At 40.7% G+C, this 18,389-nt stretch carries 9 protein-coding genes and 2 pseudogenes; 7 read left to right on the top strand and 4 right to left on the bottom strand.

Going from position 1 to position 18,389, the window contains the following annotated elements; all coding sequences use genetic code 11:
- Nucleotides 1–54: 54 nt before the first annotated feature.
- From QUB80_RS18705 to QUB80_RS18695, 3 genes are all read left to right on the top strand, one after another.
- Nucleotides 55–2,403 (top strand): ATP-binding protein, encoded by a 2,349-nt coding sequence (locus tag QUB80_RS18705; RefSeq protein WP_289791021.1) that lies wholly within the window; start codon nucleotides 55–57, stop codon nucleotides 2,401–2,403.
- An 809-nt stretch (nucleotides 2,404–3,212) separates the two neighbouring features.
- On the top strand, nucleotides 3,213–5,780 hold the full coding sequence (locus QUB80_RS18700) for a dynamin family protein (RefSeq protein ID WP_289791020.1): 2,568 nt from the start codon (nucleotides 3,213–3,215) through the stop codon (nucleotides 5,778–5,780).
- Between the two features lie 278 nt (nucleotides 5,781–6,058).
- The gene (locus QUB80_RS18695; protein ID WP_289791019.1) at nucleotides 6,059–9,442 is read left to right on the top strand and encodes an Hsp70 family protein; all 3,384 of its coding nucleotides are present in this window, start codon (nucleotides 6,059–6,061) and stop codon (nucleotides 9,440–9,442) included.
- 99 nt (nucleotides 9,443–9,541) lie between these two features.
- Here the strand turns inward: QUB80_RS18695 and QUB80_RS18690 are convergent, their stop codons facing one another.
- The 4 genes and pseudogenes from QUB80_RS18690 to QUB80_RS35265 form a co-directional block, all read right to left on the bottom strand.
- Nucleotides 9,542–9,799, bottom strand: coding sequence for a helix-turn-helix domain-containing protein (locus QUB80_RS18690; protein WP_289791018.1), 258 nt, complete (start codon nucleotides 9,797–9,799; stop codon nucleotides 9,542–9,544).
- A gap of 66 nt (nucleotides 9,800–9,865) precedes the next feature.
- A pseudogene (locus tag QUB80_RS18685) lies at nucleotides 9,866–10,000 on the bottom strand (transposase); the annotation flags it as partial.
- A 76-nt stretch (nucleotides 10,001–10,076) separates the two neighbouring features.
- Nucleotides 10,077–10,181 (bottom strand): DUF4351 domain-containing protein, encoded by a 105-nt coding sequence (locus QUB80_RS18680; RefSeq protein WP_289791231.1) that lies wholly within the window; start codon nucleotides 10,179–10,181, stop codon nucleotides 10,077–10,079.
- Between the two features lie 54 nt (nucleotides 10,182–10,235).
- Nucleotides 10,236–10,310, bottom strand: a pseudogene (locus QUB80_RS35265) (DUF2887 domain-containing protein); the annotation flags it as partial.
- Between the two features lie 220 nt (nucleotides 10,311–10,530).
- Here QUB80_RS35265 and QUB80_RS18675 point away from each other — a divergent pair.
- From QUB80_RS18675 to fusA, 4 genes are all read left to right on the top strand, one after another.
- Nucleotides 10,531–12,324 (top strand): ABC transporter ATP-binding protein, encoded by a 1,794-nt coding sequence (locus tag QUB80_RS18675; protein ID WP_289791017.1) that lies wholly within the window; start codon nucleotides 10,531–10,533, stop codon nucleotides 12,322–12,324.
- A 192-nt stretch (nucleotides 12,325–12,516) separates the two neighbouring features.
- Nucleotides 12,517–15,054, top strand: a complete 2,538-nt coding sequence (locus QUB80_RS18670) for a penicillin acylase family protein (RefSeq protein WP_289791016.1) — start codon at nucleotides 12,517–12,519, stop codon at nucleotides 15,052–15,054.
- Between the two features lie 520 nt (nucleotides 15,055–15,574).
- A complete protein-coding gene (locus QUB80_RS18665; RefSeq protein ID WP_289791015.1) occupies nucleotides 15,575–15,736 on the top strand; it encodes a hypothetical protein in 162 nt (53 codons plus the stop codon).
- A gap of 593 nt (nucleotides 15,737–16,329) precedes the next feature.
- Nucleotides 16,330–18,375 carry an elongation factor G gene (fusA, locus tag QUB80_RS18660; protein ID WP_289791014.1) on the top strand — a complete coding sequence of 682 codons (2,046 nt, stop codon included), beginning with the start codon at nucleotides 16,330–16,332 and terminating at the stop codon, nucleotides 18,373–18,375.
- The last annotated feature ends 14 nt before the right edge of the window (nucleotides 18,376–18,389 follow it).

The raw sequence follows: 18,389 nt of genomic DNA, 5'->3' as shown, positions 1-18,389 counted from the left end.
GGAACTCTGTGAATGCAGATGCGAATACAGAAATAGTATTCTCAAAAAGCTAGAATGCTAAACAAACAAATCAAGTTGAAGTGGCAAAAGACTAGCAAGTTAAATCTCATCTCTAGTCTTCGCGCACGTTTGTTTCTACTGGTTTTTTTATCCATATTCCCGGCATTGGGAATGATTGTTTACACGGCTTTAGAACAACGGCGCTCGGCAATAGCAGAGGTGCAAAAACAGGCACTACAGCTTGTAAACTTAGTAGCTAGCAATCAAACCCAAGCCAGTGAGGGAACAAAACAACTGCTGATCATATTGTCCCAACTTCCTGAACTGCGCGAGGATAATACAGCCGAGTGCGATCGCCTACTAGCAAACTTGCTCAAGCAATATTCTGCCTACGATAGTCTTAGCGTATTAAATACTGATGGAAAGACTGTATGCAGTGCTGAACCTGCTCGCAAACAAATTAATTTAGCGCAAGAGAGCAGTTTTCAACGTGCCTTAAAAACTCGAAAATTTGCAGTCGGTGACTACCAAATTGATCGAGTCAGTAAAAAAGGGATTATTAACTACGCTTATCCTATCCTCGATCATACAGGCCAGGTTCAACTTATTGCGATCGCTGCATTGAATTTAGCTTGGTTAAACCAGCTAGCGATGCAAGTTCAGTTACCTGAAAATTCGGTGCTGAGTGTAGTTGATCGCCAAGGTACGCTATTAGTTCGCTATCCAGAACCTCAAAAATGGGTAGGAAAAACTTTGCCCAAAGAAACGTTCAACAAGATGGTGCAAACCCAGGAAAAAGGCGCTGCTCAGATAATTAGCCTTGATGGTGTTCCACGTATCTTCACACTAATAGCAGTAAATGATGTATTGTCGAATACAAATTATTACGTTGGCATCGGTTTTCCTCCTGCAGCTGTTTATTCTCAAGTAAATGGGCATTTAGCATGGAACCTAACAGCGCTGGGAGTTGTTGCTGTCTTAGGGTTAATTGGTGCTTGGGTAGGAGGAGATATATTATTTTTGCGACAAGTAAAGTCTCTTGTACATTCAACACAACAACTAAAGAACGGTAACCTTAGTACCCGTAGCGAATTAACCGATCAAGACAACGAATTAGGTTTAATTGCTCGTGCTTTTAATGACATAGCAGAAGTACTTGAGCAGCAAGTTAACGAATTAAAAACATTATTTGATTTTATTCCCGTTGGGATCGCGATCACAGAAGATCCAAATTGTCATTACATTCATTTAAACTCTACTGCTGCAAAGTTATTTAGATTACCGTTTGACGCTGATGGTTGTAAAATCTCAAGTCAATGTCTACAAGCTTCTCCATCCAAGCTATATCATCAAAGTCAAGAAATACTAACTGACAAACAGCCTTTACAATACGCCGTTACCCAAGGCGTGAAAGTTAAAGACGTAGAACTTGATTTAGTCCATGAGGATGGGACATTAATTACCTTACTTTGCTATGCAGCACCTCTTTTCAATCAAAATGGTCAATCCAAAGGAGGAATTTGCGTTTTTCTGGATATTAGCGAGTGCAAGCATACGCAGCAAAGGTGTGAGCAAATACTAAAACGAGAACAAACAATCCGTGCCGAAGCCGAAGCCGCAATTCGTGTTAAAGAAGAATTTCTTAGTGTTGTTTCTCATGAGTTGCGCTCACCCCTAAACCCAATCATCGGTTGGGTACAACTTCTCAAATCACGTAAGTTTGATGAGAAAACTACTGCCTGTGCTCTAGATACCATAGAACGCAACGCCTTGTTACAAGCACAACTCGTGGAAGACTTGTTAAATCTCTCCCACACCTTACGTGGCAACATGGTTTTAAAAGTTGCTCCAGTTGATATAGTAACTATAATTAATACCGCAATAGAAAGCATCCGAGTCGCAGCACAAGCTAAGAACATTACCATTAAAACTCAGTTTGAGTTGAATACAGGCTTAGTATCAGCAGATATCAGTTGTTTGCAGCAAGTTTTTTGGAATCTACTCTCCAACGCAGTTAAGTTTACACCTAGTGGAGGCAAAGTAGAAGTTATATTTAATACAGTAGATGCAATGGTGCAAATACAGGTTAAAGATACAGGCAAAGGCATTGCTCCTAAATTTCTACCCCATGTATTTGAGTACTTTCGACAAGAAAATAGTGCTACAAATCGTGAATTCGGCGGATTGGGGCTAGGATTAGCTCTAGCTCGCTATTTTACAGAATTACATGGCGGTTCCATCCAAGCACATAGTCTTGGAGTTGGGCAAGGAGCAACATTTACAGTCAAGTTGCCATTGTTGCAGCGTCAGCAAAGAGAGTGGGAGTTAAGAATAGAAAAACAAGTTGAGCAAGCCTCGATTTTAGAGGAATCATTTCGGAGATGGAGCAGATATAGAGTATAAGCTTTTGTGTTTAGTCAGTAGGGTGCGTGATCACAAAGTGCAACGCACCAATGATGAGTGTATTCGATTGCTTCTAAAAATACGCTCAATATTCCGACACCATAGAAGGGTGCAGCTATACAAATCAAGCCTGTATAGGCTAGTTAAGTTTATTACTATTGCTAAATTCTCTACTTGACTTTGGGCGATCGCAATTCTATTGTTGGATAGCTCGTACAGACGGGCTGAGTACAGCTTTAAAAAAACTCTGCGTATCTTTTCGTTGTACTCTTCTATGCTCTCTGCATTTAAAAACACCACGGTTCTGGCTTAAATACTTGGAATTGCACTAAACTGAGGCTACAGATTTTCTGTTGAGCTTTATTTTCTCAGTAATATCTACTATTACATTTAAGAAGGGAGAATTTGCAGAAGTTGTTAAACTTAAATTTTTAATAGTCAAAAATAAAGTATGAATGTAGCGACTACCGTAAATCTAAATATACGAGTATTATTGCTTACTCTTAGATGTTAAGTAGGTGAACATAATTAAACGTAAAATGCTCATCGCCAGATACTAGATATGATAAGCTTTTTACCCTTCGGGTACTCTACCTTGAAGCCGCCTTCGGCGTCTACGCCACTTCACGCCAGTCGCTACAAGTCGGCACTAGACGTGTTCGCCGTCAGGCGTTGCGTTAGCTAGCGGCTTCCCTCCGGGTAGCCGCAAGGGCGCGCTGGCTCACCACCGCAGTGGCTCACCTCCTGCCTTCTACTTAAAAGTGCGGAAAATCAATGATTTATCTGAGATTTTTTAATCAGGAGTTAATATGAAAAGTGATATAGCAGTAGAACAATTGCGTCGCTATCAAGAGTATGGGGAATCTATCCTACAAAGCCTAGAACTAGTATCACAAAACCCGCCTCCTCAAGAAAGCTGGATTCCCACAAGTATTAATGAAAACATCCGTTATCTGCAACAGTCTGCTCAAAGAGTAGTAGAACTTGCCTCCTCACCGGTGAAAATTGGGATCATGGGAGAATTCAGTAGTGGCAAAACTTTGCTACTTGGTAGTTTAATTGGCTATGCCGATGCTTTGCCAGTGAGCGAAACACCAACTACAGGTAACGTCACGGCTATTCACCTGCATCAACAACCAAACTTACAAACAACCCAAATTAGCAAGTTTACAGTAGAGTATTTATCTCATGAAGGGGTGAAAGAGTGTCTGCGTTTTATGCTCAAGGAAGCGGAAGTACGGGCAAAAGCAGCAGATATACCTTCGACAGAAATTATGCCCCTGCAAAATTTACACCCGACAACGGCTGTGGATATTAACGGTATCCTGAGATGGTGCGAGCAAGTCTGGAATCAAACGCAAAGTTTAGAATTACGCTCATTACTGCGAGAACTAGTTGGATTTTTGCGTACGTATAGCGCCTACGGTAAAGAAATTTGCGGTAAGAGTTATCAGATAGATCATATTACAGCCAAAAAAGGGCTGAGACTAGCTGAACCACCCATGAATATTTTGGAACTCAACTTTGCACAACTACCGCCTCCTCCCATGCCTTGGGAAAGTTTTGCCCAGCCTACAGCAATAGATTTGCAGAAGAGTTTTTCTTTGATTCGGCGTATTGATGTCACGGTTGAGGTAGCAAAGCAAGTCTGGGATTTATCTGGGTTGCAAGGAACAAATGAGTTTATACTTTTAGACTTTCCGGGATTGGGTTCTGCGGATTCTGGCGTGCGAGATGCTTTTTTATCGTTGCGAGAACTAGCAGATGTACAAACTATCTTGTTGCTGTTGAATGGCAGATATCCTGGTGGGGCGATCGCTTCCAAAATTCGCACGATGCTGGAACGAGATAAAGGACAAGATTTAAGAGATAGAATAATCGTTGGCGTAGGGCGTTTCAATCAACTGCCTCTGACTTTGAGTGATGAACGAGCGATTGATGAACTTGTAGATGAGCCGTTACTTTCAGAAGAAGCAGTCTTAGAACGATTAGGCATCCTTCAACTTACCATTGCCAGTGCCAGTAACTTAACCACAGAGAAAAAAAATATTGTTTTGCTATCGCAACTTTATGGTTTAACTAAACTTGCCGAACTCTCTTCACTAGTGCAAGTTTCCTCTCCAGAATTTTTACCCGAACTGGATCTGCCCAATAAATTTCAGGAAGTAGAACTGCGAGAGAAATGGGAGCAATTAAGTAAAATGCTACCTACTTCTAGCACCCTGCACAAACAACTCAGCGACTATGTTGAAGATGGAGGAATGAGCCGATTGCGATCGCTACTGAGGGATCATGTGGCACAGCATGGCATGAAACAACTTGTGGAAGATACCAAAAGGGCTGCTGAAGCTTTACGCAAACAACAGAATCACCTTAAAACTCTCTTAGAAGAAATTCCATCATATATTCCTGTCCAAGAAAACCCTGCTTTTCTCAACTTAAGAGAAGCAATTGAAAATATAGTAACTATCTATAGACAATTTCAAACGGATTTAGAAAAACAGCCCATTTTACACAACCGTAACGGTATAGCTGTGAGTGATGTAGTTAAAGACGAACTCACTAATAAAATCTTCTTTGATTGGAGTGAATGGACATTGCTGTTTGATCGAACTAAAAATGGCACGATCGCCCTCAGCAAAAGCGAAAGTTTTTTTGACGACGAAGAGATAGAAGATTCCATCCCTACCAAAAGCGACGATTTTTATCCGGCATTTGTGCAAACTGTTCAGGAAATGCAAGTTTTTGCCCACGATCGCACAAAAGAGGCAGTCACAGATTTGTTTAGCAAATTGTCACAAGAAGTAGCGAGCGATCGCAACAAAGTCAATGCAATGATACTACCAGAGATGGAACAGTATATTCAGGAAAACTTTGGTAAAAACCAACTCCGCCTCTTTCGCAACCTTTTGCGGGCAATTGAGCCAGCGAATAAATGGCAAAAATTGATTATCGAACACAGTGGGCTAGCTGGCGGTACTCTCTCCATCAACGCCGATGCCTTATTTCCCCTAGCACGCAAAGATGACAGACATCCAAACGGTCAAATTTTTGATTGGAGTCCTGATAAAAAATCTCCAGTTCCCCCTAGACCATTTAATCATCAAATTGCTGTTTTGCGATTGCGTGACGAAATTACAGCCAGTGCTGGTTTGCACCTTGTTCAATACGTGAGCCAGTTAACGAAACAGGTGAAACAGTCATTTTCGAGAGCATTGAAGGAGATTGTAGACAGTCTCCAAGAATTGTTGAAATCCAAACACGAACCTTTACTGCGATATATTGCTGCTGCTGAAGAACGCAACTCAGGATCTACCCCTGCTTGGTTGGAGACGCTTTCTCAAGTTGCGACACTTTCCGAGCCAGGTGAAGTTTAATCTTTGTGTCTTTGTAATTAAAAAAATAAACCACAAAGAACACAAAGTACGCAAAGAATAATTAAGAAAAGCAGTTATTTTGTATTTCTTCTTCGTGTCCTACCCTTACGGGTAGACACGTAGACGGACGTAGTCCGGCTTCAAGGTAGAGTAGTGGCTTCTGTAGACGGGCTTTGCCCGGCTTCCCGTAGGGTAAGTAGCCGCTCCGCGTCTAATGTGCACTTTGTGGTTTGTTAAATAAATTTAGGACTGTAATTAGAATTTGAGGCTAATTTAAAATGCCCGTCAAAATTGAACTTTTTAATCGCTATCAACTGCGTACTCATCAAAACGATCCATCGCTATTGCTTCTGCCAGCAATTGAAATCAAACCAATTCCCAGTCTCAACTTACCCTATATCTCTCGAATTAATATCTCTGTAAGCGGTTTGCCAAAAGACTTAGCAGCACAGATGCAAGCGGCGTATAAAAGTGTAGACTTTGGCACTAATAGACTCTTAAAACTTGCTACACCCCAAAGATTGCGGCAAAGTGATTGTCGCTGGAATCAACCTTTACCACCAGGTGTCAACTGCACTTTACAGGTAACTGTGGAGTACTTTGACTCTGACGAAATGGATCAACCAAATTTGTCTAGCAGCAAACGTACTCTCGCGGAATGTAATATCTGGACTTATCCAATTAAAGATTATTCCCTGAAAGAACCGTTAATGACTTTTACAGAATTTACAGATTCAGTCTTAAACCCACTTAAGAGTACAGCATCTCCACCACCACCAGAAACGGAATTAGCACCAGAAAATCAAAAGTCAGAAATTACCTATCCTGGCTGGTTTGCTATTGATTTTGGTACTTCTAACTCTACTGTCACACTTTACGATCCCAAAGTGATTGTTACGCCCCACAGTTTGCCCAGCGAACAAGAATTAAAGTTACGCGATCGCCTCTCGGCATGGATAACTCAGCGCCCTGTAGATGATGTGCTTGGCGTAAGTCGCGAGGCTTGGGTGCAAGAGTGGCAAAGATTTTTGGCAGAAGTTAGTAAAAATTTGCAAGACAATACTGTAAATTTACGTAATTTACATGGCGAGAACTTTTTGGAAGCAATTCGGCAGATAGAAATTGCCCTCAGCAAGCGTCTGCCTTGGTTTCGTCGTGCCGCTAGCAGGCGCTTAAACCAAATTTATCACGAAGTTTTTCGCGTTCCCGCTTTAGAGTGGCAAAGTTTGATACCAGTAGAATTGGATAAAACTCGCCGTTTGAGTGAAATTCCGAGTGAGTTAGAAGTTATTAGTCTCGAACCAACTTTACCAACAGATGATCCAGCCAAAGTTAAAGTTAGCTTGGGCGAACAAGCAAAACAGCACCGACTCGATACTATTAGGCTAGGGGAAGAAATTGGCGGTAGGTTCTTGCATTCACCGAAGCGCTATTTTGGGCAAGAACGTTCTTTCCCAATAACTCTTAACGGCAAAGAAGATAATATTCCTGTGAATAAGCTCCTGCAAGCAGCTTATGCTCAATTGATGAATTTAACAGAAGAATACCGCCAGCGATCGCTCAAATGTTCCCAAGGTAAATTTTATCGGGCGGTTGTGACTTATCCAACAATAGCTTCACCATTTGTGCGTCGAGAAATCGAGCAATTGGTAAAACAATTAGATATTGAAGATGTGCAGATGGCTTACGATGAAGCTGTCTCGGTAGCAATATTCTTTTTGTGGCGAGAATTTGGCGGTGACTTGAACTTGGGGATTGAGTCTTTTAAAACTCGCTGCCGTCAAGATGGAGACAGATGGTGGCAAAATGTCTTGGTGTTAGATATTGGCGGCGGAACTACTGACTTGGCATTGATTCGCCTCGCCTTAGAAGAAATCAATCCCTTCGAGCCTGGTGAAGAAAGAGGTGATGGCGGACGCTATTATAAACTTACGCCAAAACTGTTGGGTTCTTCCGGTCATTTGCAATTGGGTGGCGAGCTGATTACGCTGCGGTTATTTCTGCTGTTGAAGGCAGCGATCGCCGATTGTTTGTTAAGTGCAATTGCTGAAGATATTTTGCCCAAAGATGTATTAAAAGTACAGCCAGAAGAATTAAGCGATCGCTTTCTTGAGAACAGTAAATTTCAAAAAGGTTCGCTGTTAGCCTGCGTAGATAACGAGATCCGCGAAGGGGAAGCTTACAAAGAAGCTTTAAATGATGCGGAAAAAGTTTTGCCCACTCGTTGGAAGAACGCACCTTCTCGCGCCCAAAATTTTTACAGTTTGTGGGAATATGCTGAAGCTGCCAAAATTACACTCGGACAAAAACACAATACACCAGATGCATCGGTATTTATCCTAGATGGGCAAAAAATTTCAGAACTCCTAGCACAACATGACATATACTTGCCCAGTAGTGTAATTGATAGCCTCAGCGTCACACTCACAGTCGAACAATTTGAAAAAGCAGTAGCACCCGTTGTACGTGAAGCCATTGGTATTGCCCAAGGATTAATCGAAAATGCCTTAAAAAACCAATCAGAAACAGTAGATTGGTTAATTCTCTCTGGCAAAACTTGCAATTTAGAATTAGTTGAACGTGAACTTTATCGAGTATTTAGCAAGTCTGATTATTTTGTTTGGAACGAAGAACGTGTTACCTTTGAACCCGAATATACTAAGTTAGCAACTTCAGCAGGAGCTTGTTTTGCTGAAAAACTTCGACAATTAAGTTTCGCTCCCCAACAAGCAAAAGAACTGCTTCGCAAAGGAGCCAACCAATTATATATAGATGTCAAAAACCTATTTTATTTTCTTCCCTGCTCCTTTGTACGGGAAGTAATTGGCGGTAGCCCCGATCCAATTTTTCATGCCGGGCAAGAACTATATCAACTCCAAGCCGGAGATGCGATGGCAAAGTTTCGTAGTCGCTGGTTGGGAATGCAATTAACTAATAATATCAGGCGTCAAGACTTTGAGAATATGAAACTCCAGCTTTGGGGTAGCTACAATGGTGATGCCTTGATGAAAAAGCTAGGCATAAACGAGGAAGATTTTAAGAACTCCATTCAAATTCAGTTTGAAATTAATCAAAAATTAGATATTGACTTATTACTTTGTCGGGGTAATCCCCATTACCTCATTTCTAGAAACATTCCTTACCTTGATGCAGCTAAAGCTATAGGCGTACCAGCATTGATTTCCAGTGATGTTAGGGTAATATGCGATATTGCAGTCAATGTTGCTGAATCTGCTAGTGTTCTTAAAACAGATGCTCACACTGTAGTATTTGCGGCGGAAACAGACTACAGCAAAGATTTACAAGTTTTTCGCGATTCTGATGGTGGCATACAACAAAGCATGGGTTTAATTGCAGAGTTACCTCCATTTCCTGCCAGTGGCAAACATAGTTTTTACTTCCAATTTCGTAATCCAGAATCGAATAAATGGGAATTAATTGGCGAATTACCACAACCAGAAGTCAAAACCGAATATCCCTGCAAATATTATGCCTCTGTTAACGAGCAAGGTCTATTAAGAGTTCATGCCTTTGAAGTGCCTTATTGGACATCACTAAATCCTGAATGCCTCAAGCAAGAGGGTTGTGTTTTTCGAGACTCTTTGCAAGCACAATCAAATAATGTTGAGACAGAACGCGATCCATTTTGTGGATTGCATTGATTGCACAGTTGCTCCATTGCCGTAAGCGATCACTATTTTTTAAACCTTGTCAGTAACGCACCGCAATCTGGTGGTGCGTTACGGCTAATTCTAATTCTTTTATACTCTCAAATTTTTGCATAGCCGTAATACCAATTCCAACATCCCCTTCAACCCTCCTTTGCGGTACCGTCGCAACCAATCTTGTACAGTCACTCGATGCCCACCGAGTAACTGAGCTGCTTGCTGTACCGTTTGTGCTTGTTCAGTTTTGAGCAGATACAGCAGTTGAACCCGTTCTTTGCCAGATGCCGTTTTCTGCTGTTTGAGCAGGTGTTTGAGTTCCTCTTCACTTTCGGTGATCTCTAGTTTGTACACTCCTGCCATCTTTGTTGCTTGAACTCGCTATAAGTTTTATACTATCTATAGCTCTACTTTGAAGAATTGGTGTAACATAGCCATATCCCACCTCATAATCTCTTGAACTAGTGAACTTTCCAACACAAAGGTGGCAAAAAATGCCAATATCGTCTCTAGTTGATTTAACTTTTCATCCGCACGTAAAATTCGTAGTGCTTTCAATTATTGCTTCGCGCTTCTAGCCCATCTGCTTTTAAGCTCAATCATCTCGTAAATCTCGACTGCGATGGTTCGATTAACTACTAAGCGCTTCCAACCAAGATTGCAAATCAGCTAGACTGGTAAAGTTTAACAGTGCTACACTCAAATCTTCGAGAACAGTTAGGGGTAAGTTGGATATTTGCGATCGCGTTCATCCTAAAAGTTCTTCAAACCATTTAGTCACAAAACCAGCATTTGCATTTTCTGGTGGATTTGTCAATAGCTCAAATAGTAAACTGGGAGATTGTTGAAATAGCTTATAAAGAATTCAGTCTCGCCACATGAAGAGTTATCAGGAATGCTTATTCGTAACTTTTTATCACTTTTTTGTATATATTTCAGCAAATTTACTAATAATTGCCTAATTGGGATAAAATTTTACCGTTTTTGGATAGACTTAGATATCAAGAACATAGTAGTATTTATGTATTTTGTTAACTGCTATTTAAGCTAAATAAAACATAAGTCTTGAATTTTTAGTTGTTATAATGATATCAAAACCACTTCAAACAACCAAGAAACATTCTCCCCTTCAACGTTTACTTAACTACGGACAAAATTATCGCTCACAAATTTATCAGGCCTCGACCTATTCTATTATTAATACAATCTTAGATTTAGCCCCACCTTGGTTAATCGGTGTTGCTGTAGATATATTAGTACAGCAACAAAATTCCTTCATAGGTAAATTAGGAATTAGAGATGTATTATGGCAATTTGTTTTACTTTCACTAATCACCGTGATTGTTTGGATATTTGAATCGCTTTCTCAGTATGCCTATGACAGGCTTTGGCGGAATTTAGCCCAAAATATCCAACATAATTTACGCCTAGATGCCTACAATCATTTACAACATTTAGAGTCAGCTTATTTTGAAGACAGTAGTACAGGTGGCTTGATGTCTATTTTGAGTGATGATATCAACCAACTGGAAGATTTTTTAAATGGAGGAGCAAATGAAATTATTCAAGTTACTACTTCATTCATAATTTTAATTGGTGGTGCACTCTTTATTTTACCTCCTAGCATCACCATAGCAGCAATGTTGCCAATGCCATTTATTCTCTGGGGTTCTCTGGTATATCAAAGACGTCTCGAACCTCGTTATGCTGATGTCAGAGAAAAAGTCAGTTTTCTGAACTCTCGTTTAGCAAATAATATCAGTGGAATTAGTACAATTAAAAGTTATACTGCTGAAAATTATGAGAGTGCAAGATTAGCAAATGAAAGTGAGGCTTATAAAAAAAGTAACGCCAAAGCAATTAAACTTTCTGCTGCATTTATACCCGTAATTAGAATGTTAGTTTTAGTCGGATTCACGGCTTTATTATTTTTGGGAGGGATGGCAGCATATGCAGGAAGAATATCTATAGGTAATTATAGTGTTTTATTGGTTTTAGTACAAAGGTTATTGTGGCCATTGGTATTTTTAGGAGAAACTTTTGATAGATATCAACGGGCAATGGCTTCTACAAAGCGCGTTATGGATTTGTTAGATACTCCCATCCAAATTACGACAGGAGATATACCTTTAGTTGTTGAAAAAGTACGGGGTGAAGTTGAATTTAAAAATGTTACTTTTGCCTATCAAAATCGTGAAACAATAATTAAGAATTTATCTTTGCATATTCCTGCCGGAAAAACTATTGCTATTGTTGGTTCAACTGGTTCGGGTAAAAGCACATTAGTTAAATTATTACTGCGTTTTTATGATACTTCTAACGGTGTAATTACTATTGATGGAATTGATATTCAAAAATTGAATTTATCTAATTTGCGTCGTAGCATTGGTTTAGTGAGTCAAGATGTATTTTTATTTCATGGTACAGTAGCAGAAAATATTGCCTACGGTACTTTTGATGCTACAGATGAAGCGATTATCAATGCTGCAAAAATAGCTGAAGCCCATGATTTTATTATGCGGCTTCCTCAAGGTTATGAAACAATAGTCGGGGAACGAGGACAAAAGTTATCTGGGGGACAACGCCAACGTATTGCTATAGCCAGAGCAGTTGTCAAAGATCCACCGATTTTGATTTTAGACGAGGCGACATCTGCGGTGGATAACGAGACAGAAGCAGCGATTCAGCGCTCTTTAGACAAGATTACTGTGAATAGAACTACTATTGCGATCGCTCATCGTCTTTCCACGATTCGCAACAGTCATTGCATATGTGTGATGGATAATGGTCAAATTGTTGAGCAAGGTACGCATGAGGAATTACTAGCGCTTGATGGTATCTATGCAGGATTTTGGCGTGTACAAACCGGGATTCATTAATGCGCAAGAGGGTGTAAGGGTGTAGGGGAGCCACTACGGTGGCGAGACAGCGCGTTGCCTCCTAAATTTATTTATGGAGACAAATAAACGCATAGCAACTTTATTAAATCCCCCGAATTCATTCGCGAGGATTCTCCTTCCCTCTGCCTTATAATAACTGTAATTTTACTAACTGTGTCACAGTAGCCTGACATGAAAAGCTTTTGGACAATTTGGTTGCCTAAGAGACTAAAAATCATCGTGATTTTACTGTTAGTTTTGTGGCTTTTGCTAGTGGTATTTGCCACCTATATTGTCCGTCAATCTTTTCCGAAAGAAAGTGGCACAATACAACTACCTGGAATTAAAGCAGAGGTTACTGTTCGGCGCGATCAATGGGGAATCCCTCACATTTTTGCTACTAATTCCCACGATCTGTTCTTAGCACAGGGTTACATACACGCTCAAGACCGCTTTTGGCAAATGGACTTTTGGCGACACATTGGTTCTGGACGGTTGGCAGAAATGTTTGGTTCTTCCCAAGTGGATACTGACAGATATCTGCGGACAATGGGTTGGGCAAAGGTGGTGCAACAAGAAATACAGCAAATGGATGCACAGATGAAAGCGAATCTGCAAGCTTATGCTGATGGTGTCAATGCCTATATCAAACAGCGTCAAGGCAGCGCCCTAAGTTTAGAATACGCAGTCCTCAAGCTTCTCAATCCTGGGTATAAACCGGAACCTTGGCAACCGCTATACTCCCTAACTTGGGGTAAAGTAATGGCTTACGATTTGGGTAGAAATTTGGATCGCGAAATAGAACGCGCTATCTTGCTTAAAACCCTCACTTCTGCTCAGTTAGAAGAACTTTTTCCGCCTTACCCTGAAAGTTTGCCGACTATTTTACCTAGGTTGAAATATGAAAGAGAACCCAAACAAGCCAGACAACAGTTGGAAACCACTAGCCACTATTCTGTAGATGTTGTTGCAAAAGCTGTAGAACCAATTACCGAACCAATGTTAGCTCTAGAAAAACTAATCGGCTCAACAGGAGTAGGAATTGGCTCGAATAGTTGGGTTATATCTGGGAAGCGCACGGCTACAGGCAAACCTATATTGGCAAACGATCCTCACCTAGCTGCGCAAATGCCCTCTATTTGGTATGAGGTTGGTTTGCACTGTACACCCAAAAGTAAAGAGTGTCCTTATGACGTGACTGGCTTCTCCTTCGCAGGAATGCTAGGGGTAATTATCGGTCATAATGATCGCATTGCTTGGGGTGTCACGAATGTCCAATCTGATGTCATGGATTTGTACATCGAAAAAGTCAACCCAAACAACCCCAATCAGTATGAGGTGAATGGTAAATGGGTAGATATGCAACTTGTGAAACAAACAATTCAAGTTGCAGGTAGCGAGCCGATTGTTCAAACGGTTCGTTATACCAGACACGGGCCGATTCTTTCGGATGTCTCACCTAATTTGAATCAATTTAATTCAACTCAGCACTTTAATTTACCACAGAACTATGCAGTTGCTCTGCGCTGGACAGCTCTAGAACCATCCAAACTTGCCTATGCAATTGCCCAACTCAATAGTGCTCAAAACTGGCAGGAGTTCCGCACTGCTGCTAGCAATTTTGATGTTCCTGCTCAAAATCTAGTTTTTGCTGACATAGATGGCAATATTGGCTACCAGTTACCAGGTAAATACCCTGAACGTGCAAAAGGAGATGGACGCTATCCAGTTCCTGGTTGGACAGATGAATACGAGTGGCAAGGTTATGTTAATTTTGAGGATTTACCCCAAAGTTTCAATCCGTCTCAAGGTTACATTGCTACCGCCAATAATTCAGTAGCGAGTGAATATCCCTACGTAATTACTAAAGACTGGGTTTATGGCTACCGGGCAAAACGCATTGTGGAGATGATAGAACAGCAAACTCAGCCTTTATCTGTTAACGATGTACAGCAGATGCAAGGTGATGATCGCAATTTAAATGCTCAGACGCTAGTACCACTACTGCAATCTCTCTCTTTCAATGCTTCCCAACTGCAAGCAGCTCAAAAACTGTTGCAAGATTGGGATTTGCAGTTAGGAATGGCATCACCGGCTGCGGCTTTATTTGAGAGTTTCTGGAAGCATTTGCTAGCCGATACATTCCATGATCAACTGCCTCAAAAGTACTTTCCTGATGGAGGCGATCGCTGGTATGCTGTGGTGGAAAATTTAGTTAAACAGCCTAATAGTATATGGTGGGATAATAGCAAAACTCCTACAACTGAAAACCGCGACTATGTTCTGCGGCAAGCTTTCACAGAAGCAGTAGCAGAGCTAGAACAAATTCAAGGCAAAGACTTTAAAAATTGGAACTGGGGCAAACTACATACTATTACTTTTGTAAATGCTACTTTAGGCAAATCTGGGGTGGCACCGATTGAAGCTTTATTTAATCGTGGTTCTTTTACCACTGCGGGCAATGGGGAAACCGTCAATGCTAACCGATGGAGGGCAAATAAATCTTCTTTTCAGGTGACTGAGATTCCTTCAATGCGGATGATAGTTGATATAGCAAATTTGGATAACTCATTAGCCATTCACGCTCCTGGGCAGTCTGGACACGCTTTTCACAAGCACTACACTGATATGATTGCTCCTTGGAGCAAAATTGAATATCATCCAATGCTGTGGGCGAACAAGAGTATTGCAACAAAGACTACTGCCACACTCAAGCTAGTTCCGAAATAGTTGCTCAATCTTCACTCCCTATCACCTGCAAAGATGATTATGCGATCGCTCTTTTATCTAATTTTTCTAGAAGAGATTATGACAACTAAATATTATGTTTGATAAGTTGCCTTTGTGAATTGCATTCACCAGGATACATGGAAATACCTCTTCACCTGTTCCCCCAACGCTATTTTCAAGATAGAGTCGTGAATTATAAACAAAACATTAAATAAGCTAGTGAAAATTGTGCTACATTACGTGAAATTAACAACGTAAAAATCCGTACAAATTAAAAATTTTTTCATTGTTGATCCGGAAATCAGTGTTTTTCACATGATGGAATAAATAAAGGGCTAAGATGGCTTACCGAGTTCATCTCTACTTTTATGCGTAATACTACGGTAATAAGTCTCTGGTATCTTGCCATTTTCACTATCCATAGTTAATATAGACCCGGTAATAACGGCGTAGTCTTTACAGACAGTAATTATACGTAGTACCTATAAATTATTTAAATTCTAAAATTGAGGTAAGTACAATGACTGCTACACAAATTGACCTAAATAAACAAGAACGCAAAACCACCAAGAAGAAACAAGCTTATCGTAACATGGATATTGGCACTCCTTTACGACCAGTGCGTCAACGTCCCAAACAGCAAGAGCATGAGGTTCTCAACGACTGGTCACATGCCAGTTAATGTGCATTTAATTTTAGTAAACAGGTGCAGCACTCAGTGCCATCCACACGCATATTACCAAAATCAATATGCAGATTTTGACAACTAGATAAATACTACCATCAGACACTGGAAGATCATACATACTCTACACCTCCAATCACCACTCGCTTAGAGTCTATTGAGGCGTTTTTGGATATGAGGAACAGGAGGCTAAATTCCTGCTTTGCTTTTATTCCCCTCTACATCTATTTTCCTGTAAAAATTGCTTGTTGCAGTTAAGGTAACATATTTTAGTATTTTCTCAATCTATTAGTGTCATGAAAATAGGGACTAGAAACTAGAGAAAAGAGATTTTTATGCTCATATTGTGTTGTTTGTTACATAGTTTTCTAGTGAGGGAGAAAATTTTTACGTTTAAATTACGAATAATTTAGATAAATTTATACTTGCTTGGAAAATAAAGCTAAAATTAGTGAACAATAGCATCAATCAAGATGACAATGCTGATAAAACAAGAACAAGTCATTGTCATAGCTACTGAAACATAAATTTTGTTTCAACCTTGAGAATTTAAACTTTGATTGCTCTTTGAATTAATAGGAGCAAGTATTATGATTTCCCGCAGCAACATTCGTAATATTGGAATTTCTGCTCATATTGATGCCGGAAAAACCACCCTTTCAGAACGGATTTTGTTCTATACAGGTAAAATCCACAAAATGAAAGAAGTGGGTGGTGATGGTGATGGTGCCACGATGGATTATATGGAATTAGAGCGCGAAAAGGGTATCACTATTACCTCAGCTGCTACCACCTGTTTTTGGAACAATACGCAGATTAACCTAATTGATACTCCAGGGCATGTAGACTTTACGATCGAAGTTGAGCGATCGCTCTCGGTATTGGATGGGGCAATCATGGTACTAGATGGGGTTGCAGGGGTTCAGTCTCAAACCTATACAGTGGATCGGCAGATGAAACGCTATCGCGTGCCACGTATTGCTTTTATTAATAAAGTCGATCGAATTGGTGCTAATCCCTTCCGAGTTATCGAAGCTCTTCAAGAAAAGTTATTACTTAACACGGTAGTGCTTGAGTATCCCATCGGTTCGGAAGATAACTTTGAGGGAGTTATCGATTTAATCGATATGACTGCCAACTACTTTGACGGAGAAAATGGAGAAAAACTAGTTAAAAAGCCGATTCCAGAAAATTTACAGAAACAAGCACAACTAGCACGAGAAAAACTACTCGATCGCATCTCTATCCATTCAGAAGAGATGATGACAAAGTTACTTGTAGGTGAAGAAGTACCAAAACAAATGATTTGGGATACTATTCGCCAAGGAACTTTGAGCTTAGAGTTCACACCAGTGTTGATGGGTTCGGCGTTTAAAAATAAGGGCGTACAAAATTTACTGGATGCGATCGCTTTATATTTACCCTCTCCCATCGAAAGACAAGTTGTGAGTGCTACAGATGTCTCAACTCAACAACAAGTCAAAGTTTATCCCGATCCTAGCGCTCCAGTGGTAGCGTTTGCTTTCAAATTAATTGATAGCGAATTTGGGCAGTTAACTTACACTCGCCTTTACTCAGGAACTCTCAAGAGTGGCGATCGCCTTTACAATAGCCGCACAAAAAAACAGGTACGCGTGAATCGACTGGTGAGAATTGAAGTTGATAAGCGTCAAGAATTAGAATCGGCAATGACTGGGGAGATTGTCGGCTTAATTGGAGTTGACTGTGCTTCTGGCGATACCCTTTGTTCTGTGGGAACTAACCTTTCCTTGGAAGGGATATTTGTACCGGAACCCGTAATGACTATTGCCATTACCCCAAAAAGCCAAGAAGATATTGAGCGTATTTCCAGAGCATTGCATCGTTTTGTTAGAGAAGATCCGACTTTGCATATCAGCACCGATCCAGAGTCGCACAAAACCCTAATGTCAGGTATGGGCGAGTTGCATCTGGAAATTTACTTAGAACGGATGAAAAGAGAATACCACGCCGAAGTTTATGTTAGTCCGCCAGCCGTTGCCTATCGCGAAACGATCGCCAGATCTGCAACTTTCGACTATACCTTCAAAAAACAAACTGGTGGCGCGGGACAATACGCTCATGTGATCGGTAGGATAGAACCCTGTGAAGAACCGTTTATATTTGAAAATCGGGTAGTTGGGGGTGCTATTCCTAACCAGTTTATTCCCGCTTGCGAACAAGGCTGCCGTGATGCATTGAAAACTGGATGGCTTAAAGGTTATCCGATTATTGGAGTGAAGGTGATTCTTGAAGGTGGTTCTTTTCATCCCATCGATTCTTCGGAACTGGCGTTTCGAGTTGCAGCCAGGTTTGGCTTTGAAGAAGCATTTGCCAAAGCCCAACCAACACTTTTAGAACCGATGATGTTGTTGGAAGTAGAAACACCAAGCCAATTTTTAGGACGTATACAAGGAAAGCTATTATCGCGTCGTGCTTTGCTGCTAGGTTCCCAAACCAGGAATAATGATGTGGTGATTCAAGCTGAAGTACCTTTAGCAGAGATGTTTGGTTATTCCACAGAACTGCGATCGCTTTCTCAAGGAATGGCAACTTTCTCAATGGAGTTTGCCGAATATCGACCTTTGCCGGAAAATCTGATCAATGCGGTGCGATGATGTCTAGCAGCCAA

The organism is Chlorogloeopsis sp. ULAP01, assembly GCF_030381805.1.
GTDB lineage: Bacteria > Cyanobacteriota > Cyanobacteriia > Cyanobacteriales > Nostocaceae > Chlorogloeopsis.
Note: the sequence above shows the minus strand (reverse complement) of the source record. Positions and strands in the feature narration are given on the sequence as shown.